Annotated in this window: 36 protein-coding genes; all 36 read right to left on the minus strand. The window is 34.9% G+C overall.

Going from position 1 to position 18,737, the window contains the following annotated elements; all coding sequences use genetic code 11:
* Nucleotides 1-5: 5 nt before the first annotated feature.
* Nucleotides 6-803 (minus strand): energy-coupling factor transporter transmembrane component T family protein, encoded by a 798-nt coding sequence (locus B8965_RS02595; RefSeq protein WP_084052310.1) that lies wholly within the window; start codon nt 801-803, stop codon nt 6-8.
* Nucleotides 796-1,665, minus strand: a complete 870-nt coding sequence (locus B8965_RS02600; protein WP_084052311.1) for an energy-coupling factor transporter ATPase — start codon at nt 1,663-1,665, stop codon at nt 796-798. The genes B8965_RS02595 and B8965_RS02600 overlap by 8 nt, the downstream gene beginning before the upstream one ends.
* A complete protein-coding gene (locus tag B8965_RS02605; RefSeq protein WP_084052312.1) occupies nt 1,656-2,480 on the minus strand; it encodes an energy-coupling factor transporter ATPase in 825 nt (274 codons plus the stop codon). Before B8965_RS02605 ends, B8965_RS02600 begins: the two co-directional genes overlap by 10 nt.
* Before the next feature lie 119 nt (nt 2,481-2,599).
* On the minus strand, nt 2,600-2,941 hold the full coding sequence (rplQ, locus tag B8965_RS02610) for a 50S ribosomal protein L17 (RefSeq protein ID WP_084052313.1): 342 nt from the start codon (nt 2,939-2,941) through the stop codon (nt 2,600-2,602).
* 34 nt (nt 2,942-2,975) lie between these two features.
* Nucleotides 2,976-3,923, minus strand: coding sequence for a DNA-directed RNA polymerase subunit alpha (locus B8965_RS02615; protein ID WP_084052314.1), 948 nt, complete (start codon nt 3,921-3,923; stop codon nt 2,976-2,978).
* Between the two features lie 57 nt (nt 3,924-3,980).
* Nucleotides 3,981-4,607, minus strand: a complete 627-nt coding sequence (rpsD, locus tag B8965_RS02620) for a 30S ribosomal protein S4 (RefSeq protein ID WP_084052315.1) — start codon at nt 4,605-4,607, stop codon at nt 3,981-3,983.
* Between the two features lie 13 nt (nt 4,608-4,620).
* Complete coding sequence (gene rpsK / locus B8965_RS02625; protein ID WP_084052316.1) at nt 4,621-5,019, minus strand: 30S ribosomal protein S11; 399 nt, start codon at nt 5,017-5,019, stop codon at nt 4,621-4,623.
* A gap of 16 nt (nt 5,020-5,035) precedes the next feature.
* Nucleotides 5,036-5,398 carry a 30S ribosomal protein S13 gene (gene rpsM / locus B8965_RS02630; protein ID WP_084052317.1) on the minus strand — a complete coding sequence of 121 codons (363 nt, stop codon included), beginning with the start codon at nt 5,396-5,398 and terminating at the stop codon, nt 5,036-5,038.
* Between the two features lie 33 nt (nt 5,399-5,431).
* The gene (gene rpmJ, locus B8965_RS02635; protein WP_084052318.1) at nt 5,432-5,545 is read right to left on the minus strand and encodes a 50S ribosomal protein L36; all 114 of its coding nucleotides are present in this window, start codon (nt 5,543-5,545) and stop codon (nt 5,432-5,434) included.
* A gap of 26 nt (nt 5,546-5,571) precedes the next feature.
* On the minus strand, nt 5,572-5,787 hold the full coding sequence (infA, locus tag B8965_RS02640; protein ID WP_084052319.1) for a translation initiation factor IF-1: 216 nt from the start codon (nt 5,785-5,787) through the stop codon (nt 5,572-5,574).
* Between the two features lie 15 nt (nt 5,788-5,802).
* Complete coding sequence (locus B8965_RS02645; RefSeq protein ID WP_084052320.1) at nt 5,803-6,066, minus strand: KOW domain-containing RNA-binding protein; 264 nt, start codon at nt 6,064-6,066, stop codon at nt 5,803-5,805.
* Between the two features lie 9 nt (nt 6,067-6,075).
* Nucleotides 6,076-6,822: a type I methionyl aminopeptidase gene (gene map, locus B8965_RS02650; protein WP_084052321.1), complete on the minus strand. Its 747-nt coding sequence runs from the start codon at nt 6,820-6,822 to the stop codon at nt 6,076-6,078.
* Nucleotide 6,823: 1 nt separating this feature from the next.
* Nucleotides 6,824-7,471, minus strand: a complete 648-nt coding sequence (locus B8965_RS02655) for an adenylate kinase (protein WP_084052322.1) — start codon at nt 7,469-7,471, stop codon at nt 6,824-6,826.
* A gap of 24 nt (nt 7,472-7,495) precedes the next feature.
* Entirely contained in the window at nt 7,496-8,752 is a 1,257-nt protein-coding gene (secY, locus tag B8965_RS02660; RefSeq protein WP_084052323.1) for a preprotein translocase subunit SecY, read from the minus strand.
* Nucleotides 8,753-9,196, minus strand: coding sequence for a 50S ribosomal protein L15 (gene rplO, locus B8965_RS02665; RefSeq protein ID WP_084052324.1), 444 nt, complete (start codon nt 9,194-9,196; stop codon nt 8,753-8,755).
* 17 nt (nt 9,197-9,213) lie between these two features.
* Complete coding sequence (gene rpmD, locus B8965_RS02670; RefSeq protein ID WP_084052325.1) at nt 9,214-9,402, minus strand: 50S ribosomal protein L30; 189 nt, start codon at nt 9,400-9,402, stop codon at nt 9,214-9,216.
* A gap of 11 nt (nt 9,403-9,413) precedes the next feature.
* Nucleotides 9,414-9,914: a 30S ribosomal protein S5 gene (gene rpsE / locus B8965_RS02675; protein ID WP_084052326.1), complete on the minus strand. Its 501-nt coding sequence runs from the start codon at nt 9,912-9,914 to the stop codon at nt 9,414-9,416.
* A 24-nt stretch (nt 9,915-9,938) separates the two neighbouring features.
* Nucleotides 9,939-10,292 (minus strand): 50S ribosomal protein L18, encoded by a 354-nt coding sequence (gene rplR, locus B8965_RS02680; protein ID WP_084052327.1) that lies wholly within the window; start codon nt 10,290-10,292, stop codon nt 9,939-9,941.
* 37 nt (nt 10,293-10,329) lie between these two features.
* Entirely contained in the window at nt 10,330-10,869 is a 540-nt protein-coding gene (rplF, locus tag B8965_RS02685) for a 50S ribosomal protein L6 (protein ID WP_084052328.1), read from the minus strand.
* Between the two features lie 23 nt (nt 10,870-10,892).
* On the minus strand, nt 10,893-11,291 hold the full coding sequence (gene rpsH / locus B8965_RS02690) for a 30S ribosomal protein S8 (RefSeq protein ID WP_084052329.1): 399 nt from the start codon (nt 11,289-11,291) through the stop codon (nt 10,893-10,895).
* Nucleotides 11,292-11,321: 30 nt separating this feature from the next.
* Nucleotides 11,322-11,501, minus strand: coding sequence for a type Z 30S ribosomal protein S14 (locus B8965_RS02695; RefSeq protein ID WP_084052330.1), 180 nt, complete (start codon nt 11,499-11,501; stop codon nt 11,322-11,324).
* Nucleotides 11,502-11,521: 20 nt separating this feature from the next.
* Complete coding sequence (rplE, locus tag B8965_RS02700; RefSeq protein WP_084052331.1) at nt 11,522-12,061, minus strand: 50S ribosomal protein L5; 540 nt, start codon at nt 12,059-12,061, stop codon at nt 11,522-11,524.
* Nucleotides 12,062-12,087: 26 nt separating this feature from the next.
* Nucleotides 12,088-12,414, minus strand: coding sequence for a 50S ribosomal protein L24 (gene rplX, locus B8965_RS02705; protein ID WP_084052332.1), 327 nt, complete (start codon nt 12,412-12,414; stop codon nt 12,088-12,090).
* A gap of 27 nt (nt 12,415-12,441) precedes the next feature.
* Nucleotides 12,442-12,810, minus strand: coding sequence for a 50S ribosomal protein L14 (rplN, locus tag B8965_RS02710; protein ID WP_084052333.1), 369 nt, complete (start codon nt 12,808-12,810; stop codon nt 12,442-12,444).
* A 30-nt stretch (nt 12,811-12,840) separates the two neighbouring features.
* On the minus strand, nt 12,841-13,101 hold the full coding sequence (gene rpsQ, locus B8965_RS02715; RefSeq protein ID WP_084052334.1) for a 30S ribosomal protein S17: 261 nt from the start codon (nt 13,099-13,101) through the stop codon (nt 12,841-12,843).
* Between the two features lie 35 nt (nt 13,102-13,136).
* On the minus strand, nt 13,137-13,340 hold the full coding sequence (gene rpmC, locus B8965_RS02720) for a 50S ribosomal protein L29 (protein ID WP_084052335.1): 204 nt from the start codon (nt 13,338-13,340) through the stop codon (nt 13,137-13,139).
* On the minus strand, nt 13,330-13,764 hold the full coding sequence (gene rplP / locus B8965_RS02725; RefSeq protein ID WP_084052336.1) for a 50S ribosomal protein L16: 435 nt from the start codon (nt 13,762-13,764) through the stop codon (nt 13,330-13,332). The genes rpmC and rplP overlap by 11 nt, the downstream gene beginning before the upstream one ends.
* Before the next feature lie 3 nt (nt 13,765-13,767).
* The gene (rpsC, locus tag B8965_RS02730; protein WP_084052337.1) at nt 13,768-14,433 is read right to left on the minus strand and encodes a 30S ribosomal protein S3; all 666 of its coding nucleotides are present in this window, start codon (nt 14,431-14,433) and stop codon (nt 13,768-13,770) included.
* A gap of 4 nt (nt 14,434-14,437) precedes the next feature.
* Nucleotides 14,438-14,779: a 50S ribosomal protein L22 gene (gene rplV / locus B8965_RS02735; RefSeq protein WP_084052338.1), complete on the minus strand. Its 342-nt coding sequence runs from the start codon at nt 14,777-14,779 to the stop codon at nt 14,438-14,440.
* A gap of 22 nt (nt 14,780-14,801) precedes the next feature.
* Complete coding sequence (gene rpsS / locus B8965_RS02740) at nt 14,802-15,083, minus strand: 30S ribosomal protein S19 (protein WP_084052339.1); 282 nt, start codon at nt 15,081-15,083, stop codon at nt 14,802-14,804.
* Nucleotides 15,084-15,113: 30 nt separating this feature from the next.
* Complete coding sequence (rplB, locus tag B8965_RS02745) at nt 15,114-15,944, minus strand: 50S ribosomal protein L2 (RefSeq protein WP_084052340.1); 831 nt, start codon at nt 15,942-15,944, stop codon at nt 15,114-15,116.
* Between the two features lie 101 nt (nt 15,945-16,045).
* Nucleotides 16,046-16,333 (minus strand): 50S ribosomal protein L23, encoded by a 288-nt coding sequence (gene rplW, locus B8965_RS02750; RefSeq protein ID WP_084052341.1) that lies wholly within the window; start codon nt 16,331-16,333, stop codon nt 16,046-16,048.
* On the minus strand, nt 16,333-16,953 hold the full coding sequence (gene rplD, locus B8965_RS02755) for a 50S ribosomal protein L4 (RefSeq protein WP_084052342.1): 621 nt from the start codon (nt 16,951-16,953) through the stop codon (nt 16,333-16,335). The genes rplW and rplD overlap by 1 nt, the downstream gene beginning before the upstream one ends.
* A gap of 32 nt (nt 16,954-16,985) precedes the next feature.
* Nucleotides 16,986-17,612 (minus strand): 50S ribosomal protein L3, encoded by a 627-nt coding sequence (gene rplC / locus B8965_RS02760; protein WP_084052343.1) that lies wholly within the window; start codon nt 17,610-17,612, stop codon nt 16,986-16,988.
* Between the two features lie 48 nt (nt 17,613-17,660).
* Complete coding sequence (rpsJ, locus tag B8965_RS02765) at nt 17,661-17,969, minus strand: 30S ribosomal protein S10 (protein WP_084052344.1); 309 nt, start codon at nt 17,967-17,969, stop codon at nt 17,661-17,663.
* Nucleotides 17,970-18,210: 241 nt separating this feature from the next.
* The coding region (locus B8965_RS02770; RefSeq protein ID WP_242941912.1) for an EF-Tu C-terminal domain-related protein at nt 18,211-18,737 on the minus strand (527 nt) is incomplete at its 5' end.

Consider the following 18,737-nt stretch of genomic DNA (forward strand, 5'->3'; position numbering starts at 1 on the left):
ACCACCTAAAACCATCTAGTATAAATACTAAATACAAAAAAGAAAAGTATAATAAAAAATGTAATAAAATCTAGATTAGAATAGTTTAATTGTTTCATCCTAGTGCGATTGTCTCCACCCCTATAGCATCTTGCTTCCATAGCCATAGCTAGATCATCGGCTCTTCTAAATGCACCTAAAAACAAAGGAACTAATAAAGGTACAAGAGCTTTTGCTCTTCTGATTAAATTTCCACTTTCAAAATCGGCACCCCTAGCCATTTGAGCTTTCATGATTTTCTCAGTTTCCTCAATTAACGTGGGTATAAATCTTAAAGCAATGGACATCATCATAGCTAATTCATGAGCTGGAACACCAAACTTCTTAAAAGGTTTTAAAATACTTTCGATTCCATCAGTTAAGGAGATAGGTGTCGTTGTTAAGGTTAAAACAGAAGTCACTGTAACAAGTAGAATTAATCTTGTACCCATAAAGATACCTTGTCGTAATCCTTCTTCAGTAACCTTTAAAAACCCATATTTATAAATTACAGTACCGGGTGTCATAAATATATTCAAACTAACTGCTAAAATTATTATTAATATTAACGGTTTTAAACCTTTAATATATAGTTTAACCGGTATCTGTGAAAGCAAAATAATAATAATTGAAAAGACAACTGTATACAAATATCCAGTAAAATTATTAATTATAAACAAAGAGATCATATAAAATACGATTGACAAGATTTTAGTTCGAGGGTCTAATTTATGAATAGGCGAATTACCTGGGAAATATTGACCAATAGTTATATTTTTAAGCATTAGTCACACTTCCCTTCATTAGAACACGAACAATTTCATCTTTAGCTTCAATGGTATTAATGATATCTGTATTAACATTTAACCCTTTTTCTTTTAACTTATATAGCAATTTAGTTACAGTAGGTATGTCGAGTCCTATCATTTGTAACTCTTTATGTTGTTTAAACACCTCTTGTGGTGTACCCAACATTTTAACTTCACTTTTATGCATAACTAGTATTCGGTCTGCATATTTAGCTACATCATCCATGCTATGGGAAACTAAGATAATGGTTATTTTCAGTTTTTCATGTAAATATTTAATTTGCTCTAAAATTTCATCTCTACTTTTTGGATCTAAACCGGCTGTTGGCTCATCTAGCACTAAATAACTTGGCTTCATAGCCAATACCCCAGCTATAGCTACTCTTCGCTTCTGTCCACCACTAAGATCAAAAGGGGATTTATCTTTTATCGCTTCAAAATCTAGATTTACTACGTTTAATGATTCTTGTGCCCTTTTTTCTACTTCATCTTGTGAAATGCCTAAATTACTTGGCCCAAAAGAGACATCTTTTAATACAGTCTCTTCAAAAAGTTGATGTTCTGGATATTGAAAAACTAAACCTACCTTACTTCTAACTGTTTTAATACTTGTATTTTTTGTCCATAACTCCGAACCATCAATACAAATTTTCCCTTGTGTAGGTTTAATTAACCCATTTAAATGTTGAATAAGTGTAGATTTACCCGAACCTGTATGACCAATAACAGCTAAAAATTCTCCATCTTCTATTTCTATATTTACATCCTTTAAAGCATGAGTCTCAAAAGGAGTACCTGGCTGGTATGTATAGAATAAATTTTCAATTTTTATGGACATAAAGCATTCACCATTTCATCTATTGTTAGTATGTCTCTTGATATATTTGGTAGCTCTTTGTTTAATAAAACTGCTAACTCTGTAATTGGAGGAACATCTAATCTTAAATCTTTTAAAGTTTCAATTTCCAAAAATACATCTTTTGGCTTTCCTTCTAAAACTACTTTGCCTGCCTCCATCACAATAACCCTATCAGCCAAAACAGCTTCTTCCATATAATGAGTTATATGAACAATAGTTAAACCTTCTTCTTTATTGAGTTTTACGATAGTTTCCATAACTTCTTTTCTACCTGAGGGATCAAGCATTGCAGTTGGCTCATCTAACACTAAACACTTTGGACGCATTGCAATAATACCAGCTATAGCTATCCTTTGTTTTTGTCCACCAGATAATAAATGAGGAGCCTTATCTCTGAACTCATACATATCTACCATCTTTAAAGCTTCATCTACTCTTTGTCTAATTTTTATTGGTTCAATTCCTAGATTTTCTGGACCAAAAGCTACATCTTCCTCCACAATGGTTGCAATTATCTGGTTATCTGGGTTTTGAAAAACCATGCCTACTTGCTGTCTGATATCCCATAGTTTTGATTCATCTGATGTGTTTAAACTGTTAATTAAAACCTGTCCCTCTGATGGTAATAATAAAGCATTCAAATGCTTAGATAATGTTGATTTACCAGAACCATTATGTCCTAAAATAACAACAAATTCACCAGATTTGATACTTATATCCATATTATCAACAGCGGTTGTCGTGTGATCATTAACAGATATATATTTATGAGTAAGGTTTCTGATTTCAATCATATTATCACCTTTTAAAAATAAATATCTTATTCTTGATAATTACTAACCTATAAAGGCATTATTATTTGGCTCTATAGTAACAGAAGCCAGGAAAATGCTCCTGACCTCTTAATTCATAACTATTCAACCAATTCAATAATTGCCATTGGAGCTGCATCTCCGCGACGTGGTCCTATTTTTAAAATACGAGTATATCCACCCTGTCTCTCAGCAAACTTAGGAGCGATTTCTTCAAATAAGTTTGTAACTACTGTCTCATCTGTCATATAAGCTAAAGCTTGTCGACGGGCAGCTAGGTCTCCACGCTTACCTAAAGTAATCATTTTTTCAGCTATTCTTTTTAACTCTTTAGCCTTTGGTTCTGTGGTTTCAATACGTCCACTTTTTAGTAAAGATGTTGTTAAGTTTCTTAACATTGCTCTACGTTGACTACTATTACGATTTAATTTTCTGTATCCCATTTACCTAACCTCCTTTGCGCCAAGAATTGAAAGTCTATTCATCTGTTGAACGCAAACTTAATCCTAGTTCAAGAAGTTTTTCATCAACTTCCTCTAGAGATTTCTTACCTAAATTACGAACCTTCATCATATCATCTTCTGACTTTTGAGTTAACTCTAATACTGAGTTAATTCCAGCTCTTTTTAAGCAATTATATGATCTCACTGATAAATCAAGCTCTTCTATTGTCATGTCTAAAACTTTATCTTTTTCTTCTTCTTCTTTTTCAACCATTGTTTCAACTTCATCCATATTATCTGTTAAACCTATAAATAAGTTTAAATGGTCATTTAAAACTTTGGCAGCTAAACTTATTGCTTCATCTGGATCAATACTACCATTGGTCCATACTTCTAAAATAAGTTTATCATAGTTAGCATCTTGACCTACTCGAGTTGGTTCAATAGCAAAGTTAACCTTTTTAACTGGTGAAAATATCGAGTCTATTGGAATTATTCCGATTTGCTGATTTTCTTTTTTATTCTTTTCAGCAGATACGTAACCTCTTCCACGTTCAACTACTAACTCCATATTCAACACACCATTAGTGTCTAAAGTAGCTATATGAAGATCAGGATCTAGTACTTCAACCTCAGCATTTGTTTTAATATCTGCTGCAGTTATTTTACCTTCACCTTCTGCTTCTATATGCAATACGTGAGACTCATCAGAATGTATTCTAAATCCTAATGATTTTAAATTTAAAATTATATCTGTTACGTCTTCTACAACACCTGGTACAGTAGAGAACTCATGAAGTACTCCATCAATTTTTATTGATGTTATAGCAGCACCAGGTAATGATGACAACAATACACGACGCAAAGAATTAGCTAAAGTAGTTCCAAAACCTCTTTCTAAAGGTTCTATAACAAACTTACCATAATTTCTATCTTGCTTTCCATCAATACGTTCAACCTTGGGCTTTTCAATTTCAATCATAATAACCCTCCTAGTCATACCTGGCATAACCCCAATTACAGTCCAGGTAACTGTTAACTACCGAGAGTACAATTCAATAATCAATTGTTCTTGAATAGGTAGGTCAATCTCATCTCTGTTAGGTAATTTAACAACTTTACCAGAAAGATTGTTTGTATCTAACTCTAACCAAACTGGAGGAGTTTTTTGTCCTAAATTTTCAACTAATTGATTAATGATAGGGGATTTCTTGCTTTTATCCTTTAACTTAATAACATCTCCAACTTTTACTTGCATTGAAGCAATGTTGGCTTTGTTTCCATTTAATGTAAAGTGGTTATGAAGAACTAATTGTCTTGCTTGTGCTCTTGAATCAGCAAATCCTAAACGATAAACTACGTTATCTAGTCTTCTTTCAAGCAATTTTAATAAGTTTTCACCAGTAACACCTGACTGTCTATCAGCTTTTTTAAAGTAATTTCTGAACTGACCTTCAAGTACACCATATGAACGACGTGCTTTTTGTTTTTCTCTTAATTGCATACCATATTCAGTTAGCTTTATACGACGTTGACCATGTTGGCCAGGCGGATATGTTCTTCTGTCAATAGCACACTTATCCGAGTAACAACGTTCACCTTTTAAGTATAACTTTACGCCTTCTCTTCTACAAAGACGACAAACTGGTCCTGTATATCTTGCCATTTAATTACACCTCCTAAACCCTTCTTCTTTTAGGTGGACGACACCCATTGTGAGGAATTGGAGTAACATCTTTAATCATATTTACTTCAAGCCCTGCGGCTTGTAGAGAACGAATAGCTGCTTCTCTTCCTGCACCCGGTCCTTTAACTAAGCATTCTACTTCTTTCATTCCATGTTCCATAGCTGCTTTAGCTGCTTGCTCCGCAGCCATTTGTGCTGCAAATGGAGTGCTTTTTCTTGAGCCCTTAAAACCCATTCCTCCAGCACTTGCCCATGAAATAACATTTCCGTTTACATCACTAATAGTTATAAGTGTATTGTTAAAGGTAGATTTTATATGTGCCATACCTTTTTCAATATTTTTACGCTCCCTACGTTTTACCCTTGAGGTAGCTTTACGTGGTTTAGCCATTTACTAGTATCACCCCTTATTTCTTTTTAGTAACAGCTTTAACTTTACCTTTACGTGTTCTTGCATTAGTTTTTGTACGTTGTCCTCTTACTGGTAAACCTCTACGATGTCTTACCCCTCTAAAACAACCAATTTCGACTAAGCGCTTAATATTTAAAGATACTTGTCTACGAAGATCTCCTTCTACAGACATTCTACCAATAATCTCACGTAATTTGTTAACTTCTTCTTCAGTTAAATCTCTTACTCTTGTATCAGCATTCACACCTGCTTCAGTCACTATTCTTTTAGATTGAGTATTTCCAATTCCAAAAATATAGGTAAGACCAATTATTACCCTTTTTTCCCTAGGCAGGTCAACACCCGCTATTCTTGCCATCTAGTTGCACCTCCCACTTGCTTTAATAATATCTTAACCTTGTGTTTGTTTGTGTTTAGGATTTTGGCAAATAACCATTATTTTACCATGTCTTTTAATAACTTTACACTTTTCACAAATAGGTTTTACAGAAGCTCTCACTTTCATAATTTATTCCTCCCTACTATCGGAGCTTATTTAAAACGATAAGTTATACGTCCTCTTGTTAAATCATATGGTGAAAGTTCAATAGTAACTTTATCTCCTGGTAATATTTTAATAAAGTTCATTCTAATTTTACCAGAAACATGAGCAAGAATTTTATGCCCATTATCTAATTCTACTTTAAACATTGCATTTGGCAATGGTTCAAGCACAGTACCTTCAACTTCAATTACATCCTTTGACATTCATTATCCCCCTCGTTATTCAAAATTGTTTAAAGCTTTACGTATATCAGCATTGGTGATAGGAACACCACTTTGAAACCTTGATTGTATTAATTCAGAATATTGTTTTATAAAGCTGAGGTGACAAAGATTCTTCTTTTTTGGTTTTTGAACTTTACGCAAAACACCGTCGACAACATAAACATATTCATAATCCCAATCATAAACTAGGAAATAACGTCCTTTATCTCGACCAGCATTTGACTTAACTAGTTGCCCTCTTTGTAAGTTATAGGTCATAATAATCACCTATAACTTAGTTAAAATTAACGGACCTTTTTCCGTTATTGCAATTGAGTGTTCAAAATGAGCCGAAAATTTATGATCCTTTGTCACAACAGTCCAATTGTCTTCTAAAACTTCTACTTCATAGGTTCCTATGTTAACCATGGGTTCAATAGCCAAGCACATACCAGCTTTCAAACGAGGTCCATGCCCAGGATTTCCGAAGTTCGGCACTTGTGGCTCTTCATGCATTCTTGATCCAATACCATGACCTACAAAATCGCGCACAATAGAAAATCCGTTATATTCAACATAAGATTGAATACTATTTGATATATCTGACAGTCTATTTCCTATCTTAGCTTCTTCAATGCCTTTATAAAGGCTTTCTTCAGTTACGTTTAATAAAGAACTAACTTCTTCAGATATATCACCAACAGCAAAAGTCTTTGCCGCATCACCATAGTATCCATTAATAACAGCACCACAATCAATACTTATAATATCTCCAAGTTCTAATGACCTTAATCCAGGAATTCCATGCACGACTTGTTCATTTATTGATGCACATATTGTAGCCGGAAAACCACAATACCCTTTAAAGGCAGGAACTGCTCCTTTAGAAGTTATATAATCTTCAGCGATTATATCTAAATCTTTAGTTGATACATTTGGAGCTACAGCTTTTCTTAACTCCTCCAACGTTTCGGCAACAATTTTCCCTGCATCTTGCATATAGGCAATTTCTCGATCAGACTTAAGAACAATCATCTTAATTAACTCCTAAAACTAAACAAATATCACTTAAAACTTTATCCATAGGTTGGTTGCCTTCAATACTACTAAGCAATCCTAATTCTTGATAATATTTTATAAGTGGGGTTGTTTGTTCAGCATAAACATCTAAACGTTTATTAACAGTTTCACTAGAATCATCTGCACGTTGATATAGTTCACCGCTGCATTTAGTGCATTCTTTCTCATTAATTGATGGATTAAACAGAGTATGATAGGTAGCTCCGCAAGATTTGCAAATTCTACGTCCTGTTAATCTGTCAACTAAAATTTCTTTAGGCACTTGAATATCTAATACTGCATTTAGGGATATATTTAAATCATTTAAAATTTCACTTAAAGCATCAGCTTGAGCTACAGTTCTAGGAAAACCATCTAATAAAAAGCCCTTTACACAATCAGATTCTTGTAAACGTTCTTTTACAATTCCAATAGTAACTTCATCAGGCACTAATTTACCTTGATCCATAAAACTTTTTGCTTTTAAACCTAATTCAGTGCTATCTTTAATAGCCTTTCTAAACATATCTCCTGTAGAGATATGGGGTATATTAAACTTTTGAACCAATTTTTCAGCCTGTGTGCCTTTTCCTGCACCAGGAGGTCCCATAAGGATTATTCTCATTTTATTCCCTCCCTAAGGGCTTTCTTATTTCATAAATCCTTCATAGTTACGCATTAATAAATACGATTCCATCTGTTTCATAGTATCAAGTGTTACACCTACAACAATAAGTAAAGCTGTTCCTCCAAAATAAATTGGAAGTTTTGTAACAGTCATTAAAATAGTAGGTAATACAGCTATAGCTGCTAAAAATAAGGCTCCGAACAAAGTAATTCGGCTCATTACTTTTTGAATATAATCTGAAGTTGGTTTTCCTGGTCTTCTACCAGGTATAAAACCACCATATTTTCTTAAATTGTCTGCAACATCCATTGGGTTGAAAGTAATAGCTGAGTAGAAATAAGTAAAGAATATAATAAACACTGCATAAACAAAATTATAAAACAGTGATTGGAAGTTGAAAGCATTCTTTACCCAAACTGCAACACTACTATCAGGGAACCAAGAAGCAATAGTTCCTGGAAACATTAGAATCGACATTGCAAAGATTACAGGTATTACGCCAGCTGAGTTAACTTTAATTGGAATATGAGTACTTTGACCACCATATACCTTTCTCCCAACTACACGCTTAGCATATTGTACTGGTATTCTACGTTGTCCTTCTTGTATAGCAACAATAGCTGCAATTACAAATAAGGCTAAAACTAAAAATATAAGTACAACAAAAATGTTTGTAGTTCCTGCTTTAACATAACTATACATGGAAGCTATTCCACCAGGTAAACTAGAAACGATACCTGCAAAAATAATTAATGAGATTCCGTTACCAATTCCCTTTTCAGTTATCATTTCTCCTAACCACATTAGGAATGCTGTTCCAGCTGTTAAGGTTAGTGCTATAACTAATATGCTTGGCATCGAAGGATCTATTAGAGCCTTTCTTAAACCAAAAGAAATTCCTATAGCTTGAATAAAACCAAGTATAACAGTTAAATATCTGGTATACTCGGCAATCTTCTTACGTCCCTCTACTCCTTCTTTGGCTAAAACTTCAAGATAAGGGACAACCACGGTTAATAACTGCATAATAATAGATGCGTTAATATATGGTGTAATACTCATCGCAAAAATTGAAAATTTCTTAAAAGCTCCACCTGAAATTACATCAAAGAAGCCTAAAAGTTGTCCTTCATTAACTAAGTTTTCTATAACACTTAAATTGATACCTGGAACAGGAATGTGTGCCCCAATTCGAAAAACCAAAAACATAAGCATTGTAAATACAATTTTCTGTCTTAGTTCTCCTATCTTTAGGGCTGAACCTAGTGCTTGAAGCACTTACATCACCTCTACTTTGCCTCCAACAGCTTCGATCTTCTCTTTAGCTGTTTGGCTAATGGCATGAACTTTAACAGTTAATGGCTTTGTAATCTCGCCCGTTCCTAAAATTTTAATTCCGTCTTTCATTTGCTTAACAATACCAGCTTGTTTTAATAATGCTGGGGTTACTTCAGTATTGGCTTCAAAACGATCTAAAACACTAACATTAATAGCCACTAAAGTCGTTTTGAATCTAGCATTAGAAAAACCTCTTTTTGGTAAACGTCTAATGATCGGAGTTTGACCACCCTCAAATGCTGGACCTTTTCCACCACCTGAACGTGCTCTTTGACCCTTGTGACCTTTACCTGCAGTTTTCCCTAGACCACTACCAATACCTCTACCTTTACGTTTCAAACTATGTCTAGAACCTTCATCAGGTTTTATTTCATGGAGTTTCAATATAGACACCTCCCTCATTAAGCATCAATTTTTTCTACCATTACCAAATGGTTTATTTTATGAACCATACCTCTAATGTTAGGAGTATCATTATGAACAACAGAGCTATTCAATTTTCTAAGGCCGAGGGTTTCAACGACTCTTCTTTGATTTTGGTTTGATCCAATTACACTTTTAACCAAGGTAACTTTGATTTTTTCTGACACTTTAATCCCTCCTAACCTAGAATTTCTTCTACTGTTTTACCACGAAGTTTAGCAACATCTTCTGCTCTCTTTAATGATGATAAACCTTCGATAGTAGCTTTTACGTTATTTAAAGCAGAATCTGATCCTAAAATTTTAGTAAGGATGTTTTTGATTCCAGCTAATTCAACAACAGCACGTACAGAGCCACCAGCGATAACTCCTGTACCTTCAGATGCTGGTTTTAATAATACTTTAGCAGCACCATGAATTCCGTTTATTTGATGAGGAATTGTGCCATTAATTACAGGAACAGTGATAAGGTTTTTCTTAGCATCCTCAATTCCTTTTCTTATAGCTTCTGGAACTTCACCTGCTTTACCCATACCAACTCCAACAGTACCATTTCCATCACCAACAACAACTAACGCGCTAAATCTAAAACGTCGTCCACCTTTAACTACTTTAGCAACTCTATTGATATGAACAACCTTTTCGTTCAAATCAAGCTTACTTGGGTCAATACTAGCCAAGGTTCTTCCCTCCCTTGCAATAAGTTAAAATTCAAGACCGCCTTCTCTAGCACCTTCAGCTAAAGCTTTTATACGACCATGAAAGATATTTCCACCTCTATCAAAAACGACTTGCTTAATTTCTTTTTCTAGAGCCTTTTTAGCAATTAATTCTCCCACTTGCTTTGCTGCATCAATGTTACCACCAACGCCATCTAACTCAAGTGTAGATGCAGCAACTAAAGTTTTACCTGCCACATCATCAATTAATTGTGCATAGATATTTTTTAAGCTCCTATAAACGTTTAAGCGAGGTCTCATTGGAGTACCATTTACTTTTTGACGTACTTTTAAATGTTTTTTAGCACGCAATTTTTTTCTTGGAGTCTTAATGATCACTTTATCTTCACTCCCTTCCCGCTTACATTCCTATTATTTACTTCTTACCAGTTTTACCTGCTTTAAGTTTAATAACTTCGCCCTCATAACGAATACCTTTACCTTTATACGGCTCAGGTTCACGCACTGAACGGATTTTAGCAGCATAATGTCCTACACGTTCTTTATCAATACCTTTAACAAATATTTTTGTTTGATCAGGTACTTCAATCTGAATAGTGTCTTCAGGTTCTATCTCAACAGGATGCGAATATCCTACTTGTAATACAAGTTTATTACCTTGCATTTGAGCTCTATATCCTACACCAACTAACTGAAGATTTTTTTGAAAACCATCACTTACGCCTTTAACCATATTAAATATAAGTGCACGCGTTAAGCCATGTAATGCCCTAATTTCTTTTTTATCATTAGGACGAGTCACATTTATTTGGTTATCTTCGATATTAAGACCTATTTCAGGGTGAAATTCTTTTGTTAATTCTCCTTTAGGACCATTAACAACAAGAATATTATTATTTAGGTCAACTTTTACACCGTCAGGAATCATGACAGGAAGCTTACCAATTCTGGACATATGAACACCTCCCGAACTTTATATTACCATACATAACAAACTACTTCTCCACCAACGCCTGCTTTTCTAGCAGATCTATCAGACATTATTCCCTTAGATGTAGAGATTATAGCAACGCCTAATCCTCCTAACACCTTTGGAACTTCGTCTTTCTTACAATATACTTTTAAACCAGGTTTACTAATACGTTTTAACCCTGATATAACTTTTTCTCTGTTTGAACCATATTTTAAGTAAACACGAATTACTCCTTGCTTATCGTCCTCAATGCACTCGTAGTCTTTAATGAATCCTTCATCCTTTAAAATTTCAGCTAAGCTTTTTTTAATATTGGAAGCAGGAATTTCCACCTTCTCATGCATTACCATATTGGCATTACGAATTCGTGTTAAAAAATCGGCAACTGGATCTGTCATAACCATTTATAAAGCCCCCCTTCCATTCATCGAGGTTTACCAACTAGATTTAGTAACTCCCGGTAATTGGCCTTCATAAGCAAATTTCCGGAAACATACACGGCACATTCCAAATTTACGCATATACCCACGTGGACGTCCACAAACTTTGCATCTATTAACTACACGGACATCAAACTTAGGTGCTTTTCTTACTATCATTGAAGTTTTTGCCAAGAATATTACCTCCTTAATTTTTAGCTTCTAAAAGGCATCCCAAGAAGCTGTAACAATTCTTTAGCTTCTTCATCAGTCTTAGCAGTAGTTACAAAAACAACCTCAAGACCACGTAACTTATCAATTTTTTCATAATCTATTTCTGGGAAAATTAATTGTTCTTTTAAACCAAGACTATAATTTCCACGTCCATCAAAAGATTTAGGTGAAGTTCCATTAAAATCACGTACACGAGGTAAAGCAATGCTGAATAATTTATCTAAAAACTCATACATTTTTTCGCCACGTAAAGTTACTTTTGCTCCTATCGGCATTCCTTCTCTTAGTTTAAATGCAGCAACTGATTTTTTTGCTTTAGTAACAATTGGTTTTTGACCAGTTATTATAGTTAAATCATTAATAGCTGCATCTAAAGCTTTAGAATTTTGAACTGCCTCTCCTAGACCAATGTTAATTACAAGTTTTTCCACTTTAGGCACTTGCATTATATTTTTATAATTGAACTTTTGCTGCATAGCAGTCTTAACTTCGCTCAAATACTTTTCTTTCAATCTTGCCATTAGAAATTGCCTCCTTTCTGGCCCTCTTACTTATCAAAAACTTCGCTACACTTAGCACATTTACGTACCTTTGTTCCATTAGCGAGCTCTTGATGTGCTACTCGAACACCTTTTCCACATTTAGCACAGAAAGGCATTACATTCGATACATGAATTGGGCCTTCTTTTTCAATAATACCACCCTGAGGCATCTTTTGTGTCGGACGCGAATGTTTTTTAAGCACATTTACACCCTCTACAATAACTCGACCCTCTTTAGGAAACGATTGCAATACTTTGCTTTTTTTACCTCTATCTTTACCAGCAGTAACTACTACTGTATCACCTTTTTTTACATGTAACTTTTTAATCATTATTTTCACCTCCAAAGGCTACATCTCTTACAGCACTTCAGGAGCAAGAGAAATAATTTTCATAAAATCTCTCTCACGCAACTCTCTAGCTACAGGTCCAAAAATACGTGTTCCTTTTGGACTTCTATCATCTTTTATAATAACAGCAGCATTTTCACTGAAGCGGATATAAGAACCATCTTTTCTTTTTGTTGATTGAACAGTCCTTACTACAACTGCTTTAACTACTTCACCCTTCTTTACAACGCCTCCTGGTGTTGCTTCTTTAACTGATGCAACTATTACATCACCTATAGCAGCATAACGGCGCTTTGAACCACCTAAAACTTTAATGCATAATAACTCTTTAGCTCCAGTGTTGTCACCGACTTTTAGCCTAGTTTCTTGTTGAATCATACCAGCTTACCTCCTTCCGGCGACAGAATCTTAAATAATAGGCGCCTTTTCAACAATTTCAACCACACGCCATCTTTTATCCTTGCTTAATGGACGGGTTTCAACAATCTTTACCTTATCGCCAACACGACACTCATTTTCAGCGTCATGCGCTTTAAATTTCTTAGTAAGTTTTGTCGTTTTTCCATAAAGAGGATGACGGAAGTAGTTTTCTACCGCTACTGTAGCAGTTTTATCCATCTTGTCACTTACTACGATTCCCATACGAATCTTACGGTTCGCTCTTTCCATCCTACTAACCTCCTTCTAAGAGTTTAAGAGTTTGATTAAGCTCTTTGCTCTTCTAACTCTCTTTGTCTTAAAATAGTTTTTGCTCTAGCAATACTTTTTCTAACTTCTTTTACTCTAACTGGATTTTCAAGTTGACCTGTTGCCATTTGAAAACGCAAGTTGAAAAGTTCTTCTTTAAATTGATCTACTTTACGATTTAATTCATCATTTGATAAATCGCGTAATTTATTAGTTTTCATTGGCGTCACCACCCATATCTTCCCGTTTAATAATTTTGCATTTCACGGGCAATTTATGCATTCCTAGGCGTAAAGCCTCAAGTGCTACTTCTTCAGATACCCCAGCTAATTCGAACATTACGCGTCCAGTTTTTACAACTGCTACCCAATATTCCGGGGAACCTTTACCACTACCCATACGTGTTTCAGCAGGTTTAGCTGTAATTGGTTGATCTGGGAATATCTTAATCCATACTTGACCGCCACGTTTCATATAACGAGTCATCGCAATACGTGCAGCTTCAATCTGACGATTAGTAATATAACCAGGTTCTAATGCTTGCAAACCATACTCACCATGTGAAATAAAGTTTCCTCTTTGTGCTTTACCTTTTAACTTTTTAAGGTGGGGTCTGCGCCATCTTACTCTTTTTGGAACTAACATGACCTATCTTCCCCCTTCCTCAACTTGAGCTAATTTTGCTTTAGGCAAAACCTCTCCCTTATATATCCAAACTTTTACACCTAATTTTCCATAAGTTGTATCAGCTTCAGCAAAACCGTAATCGATATCTGCTCTTAAGGTATGAAGTGGAACTTTGCCTTCTGTATACCATTCTGTACGAGCAATTTCTGCTCCTCCAAGACGTCCAGAAACGGCAATTTTAATACCTTCCGCACCTAAACGCATAGCTCTAGTTACAACTTGCTTCATTGCTCTACGGAATGCAACACGTCTAACTAACTGTGAAGCTACGTTTTCTGATACTAATTGAGCATCCGTCTCAGGTTTTTTAACTTCTTGTATATTTATGTTAACTTTTTTTCCAGTCATTTTCTCTAATTCTTTTCTTAAAGCATCTACTTCAGCACCACCACGTCCGATTACGATTCCTGGTTTAGCTGTATGAAGGTTAACTTTAACTCGACTATTAGCCGCTCTTTCGATAGTAATTAAAGAAATACCCGCTTGAAATAATTTATTTTTTAGGAACTTACGAATTTTAATATCTTCATGGAGGAGTTCAACATAGTTTTTGTCAGAATACCATTTTGCGTCCCAATCTCTAATGACACCAATTCGTAATCCTTTAGGACTTACCTTTTGACCCACTTACTCATCCCTCCTTTTTTTCTGTAACTATTACAGTAATATGACTTGTTCTTTTACGAATACTATCTGCTTTTCCCATAGCTCTCGGTCTAAAACGTTTTAAAGTAGCTCCTTGATCAACATAAGCTTTGCCCACTACCAATGAATCAAGATCCATATCATAATTGTGCTCAGCATTTGCTACAGCCGACTTTAATACTTTTTCTATTAAGAAAGCTCCCTTGTTAGGCATGAACTTTAAAATTGTAAAAGCATCTTTAATATCTTTTCCCCTAATAAGGTCAATAACTTGACGCGCTTTACGGGGTGATATACGTATATGTTTAGCAACAGCTTTAGCTTCCATAACTAGAACCCCCTTTCTGTTTCTATCTTAGGCCTGTAGAACGTTCAGTTCCTGCATGACCTTTATAAGTTCTAGTAGGAGCAAATTCTCCTAATTTATGTCCAACCATATCATCAGTTACATACACAGGAACGTGTTTACGACCATCATGTACAGCAATCGTATGACCTACCATTTGGGGAAAAATTGTTGAACTTCTTGACCAAGTTTTTAAAACTCTTTTTTCATTCTTTTCGTTCAAAACTTCAATCTTAGCTAACAACTTTTTTTCAACGTAAGGTCCTTTTTTAAGCGATCTACCCATATTAAGTAGTCAACCTCCCTTCCAAAAGGATTAGTCTTTGCGTGATTTTACGATATACTTGCTACTTGCTTTTTTCTTCTTACGTGTATTTCCACCAATAGCAACCTTACCCCAAGGACTAACTGGTGATTTACGTCCTATTGGAGAACGACCTTCACCACCACCATGAGGGTGATCATTAGGGTTCATTACAAGTCCACGTACTGTTGGTTTGATACCTTTCCAACGTGAGCGACCTGCTTTACCAATAGTTATGTTTTCATGTTCAACGTTACCAACTTGACCTACAGTAGCTTTACACTCAACATGTACTAAGCGTACTTCGCCAGAAGGTAATCTTAAATGAGCATACTCTTTTTCTTTAGCCATCAACTGTGCATAAGTTCCTGCTGAACGACAAAGTTGACCACCTTTTTTAATTTTTAACTCAATATTATGAATGATAGTACCAACAGGCATATCTTTTAATGCTAACGAATTTCCAACTTTTATATCTGATTCAGGACCAGAATATATAACATCGCCTACTTTTAAGCCCTTAGGAGCTAATATATATCTTTTTTCCCCATCAAAGTAATTCAGTAATGCAATTCTTGCAGAACGGTTTGGATCATATTCTATAGTTGCAACTTTAGCTGGAATACCATCTTTATCCCTTTTAAAGTCGATTTTTCTATAAGCTTGTTTATGTCCGCCACCTTTGTGTCTAACTGTTATGCTACCTCTGTTATTACGTCCTGCATTTTTCTTCAAGGGTTCAATTAATGACTTCTCAGGTTTATCGGTTGTTATCTCTTCAAATGAAGAAACAGTCATTTGACGTCTTCCTGGTGAAGTTGGCTTGAACTTTTTAACTGCCATTACAGTTCCCTCCTTCTTGAAAAAGCAACTTGTTGCGTAAATAGTAAATTTAATAAAACTTATTTAGTAAGGAATTATTTTATTAAATTTACATATTATATTTAAAGACCTTCAAAAATTTCTATTGTGTCTCCATCTTTTAAAGTTACAATAGCTTTTTTCCAATCTGATGTTCTTCCTAGAGAACGTCCAACTCGTTTTACTTTTCCTTTAACATTCATGGTTTTTACATCTAAAACTTTTACTTTAAATATATCTTCTACAGCTTTTTTAATATCAATTTTATTCGCCTTTTTTGCAACCTTAAAAGTATATTTGTTTTCTTCCATAACTCCCATAGACTTTTCAGTTACAATAGGTTTAACTATAATGTCGCGTGAATTTAACATTATGCTAACACCTCCTCAACTTTAGATACAGCATCTTTAGTTATAATTAACTTGTCATGATTTATAACATCATAAACATTTAAAGATGAAGCAGCTAAAGATGTAACTCCAGGAATATTACGAGCTGATTTGAAAATAACTTCATCAGAATCGGCTGTAACAACTAAAGTTTTTCTTGCTTCAAAGTTACTTAATATGGAGATCATTTCTTTAGTTTTAGGTTCTGCCATCGCAAGTTGATCTAAAACTACCATTTCTCCATCAATCACCTTTGCAGATAAAACTGATCTTAATGCTAAACGTCTTTTTTTCTTTGGAATACTGTATTTATAATCGCGAGGTTTTGGTCCAAATGTAATCGCACCACCGCGCCATAATGGAGAACGAATAGTACCTGCTCTTGCTCTACCAGTACCTTTTTGTCTCCAAGGTTTACGTCCGCCTCCTCTTACTTCTCCTCTAGATTTAGTAGAAGAAGTGCCACGACGCATACTAGCTAATTGCATAACAACTGCTTCATGAACTACACCTTCATTTGGTTCAATTCCGAATACATTTTCATTTAAGTCAATATCTCCGACTTGCGAACCTTGTGTGTTATATAAAGCCACCTTAGGCATCATAGTTCCTCCTTTCGTACAAAGAAGCTTTACTAAGCTTTCACTGTTGACTTAATAGTAAGTAAAGCTTTTTTGGGACCCGGAACTGCACCTTTTATAAGTAAGTAATTTCGTTCCGCGTCAACTTTTACAATTTGTAAGTTTTGCACTGTAATTGTATTTCCACCCATACGTCCAGGTAGTTTTTTTCCTTTGAATACTCTGTTTGGTCCTACCGCACCTAAAGAACCAGTTCTTCTATGGTATTTAGATCCGTGAGCCATAGGTCCTCTGCTATAGTTATGCTTTTTAATAGCACCTTGGAAACCTTTACCCTTAGATATACCAGTTACGTCAACAAAATCTCCAGCTTCAAAAACATTCGCTTTGATTTCTTGACCGATAGCATAATCTTTTACATCAGCTACTCTAAACTCTCTTAAGTATTTAACAAATTTTACTTGAGCTTTGTTAAAATGTCCTTTTAAAGGTTTAATAACCTTATTTTCTTTCACTTCGCCATACCCAACTTGTATAGCATTATATCCATCAGTTTCAGGAGCTTTTGTTTGAACTACAAAACATGGACCTGCCTGTATAACTGTTACTGGAACAATTTGACCATTCTCATCAAAAATCTGAGTCATACCTATCTTTTTACCTAAAATTGCTTTGGCCACTCTTTGCCACCTCCTACTACAACCTTATTGCATATTAAAAATCATAGATTATAATTTAATTTCAATATCAACACCAGCAGGTAAATCCAATCTCATTAAAGAATCAACTGTTTTAGGGTTAGGCTCTAATATGTCAATCAATCTTTTATGAGTCCTCATTTCAAACTGTTCACGAGAATCCTTGTTTACATGAGGTGATCTTAGAATTGTAAACACATTCTTTTCAGTAGGAAGAGGAATCGGACCTGATACATTAGCACCAGTATTTTTAGCTGTTTCTACAATTTTCTTTGCAGATTGATCTAAAATTTGGTGATCAAATGCCTTTAGCCTAATTCTTATTTTTTGCTTCGCCATACGTTTCCCTCCTTTGCGCCCGAATTAAATACGGACATTCTCAGTAGAAATTTCCAATACACGGTGTCTGGCGTGTCACCATCTATGCAACCTTCTACCTCATCGCATGCCTAACACACTCTTATGATTTTAACACAACTTTTATTGTGTAACAACAAATATTTCTTCTTTTTTTGTTATTAATTCAAAACTATAGGTTGAAGTGTTGTTAACGCTTCAACCTATAGTTGACTTTTTGAAATTATTCAGTGATAGCCGTAACTACACCAGCACCAACTGTACGTCCACCTTCACGGATTGCAAAACGTAAACCTTCTTCTACTGCAATTGGAGTGATTAATTCTATATCCATTTTAATGTTGTCTCCAGGCATTACCATTTCTGTTCCTTCTGGTAATGTGATTACGCCTGTTACATCTGTTGTTCTAAAATAGAATTGTGGACGGTATCCGTTGAAAAATGGTGTGTGACGTCCGCCTTCTTCTTTTGTTAATACATATACTTCTGATGCGAATTTTGTATGAGGTTTGATTGATCCTGTTTTTGCTAATACTTGACCTCTTACGATATCTTTTCTATCTACTCCACGTAGTAACGCTCCGATATTATCTCCTGCTTCTGCTGCATCTAATAACTTACGGAACATCTCTACTCCTGTTACGATTGTTTTCTTTGTTTCTTCTGTCATTCCTACGATTTCTACTTCTTCGCCTACTTTAACTTGTCCACGTTCTACACGTCCTGTTGCTACTGTTCCACGTCCTGTGA

It is taken from the genome of Desulfonispora thiosulfatigenes DSM 11270 (assembly GCF_900176035.1).
In the GTDB taxonomy this organism is placed as follows: Bacteria; Bacillota; Peptococcia; order Peptococcales; family Desulfonisporaceae; genus Desulfonispora; species Desulfonispora thiosulfatigenes.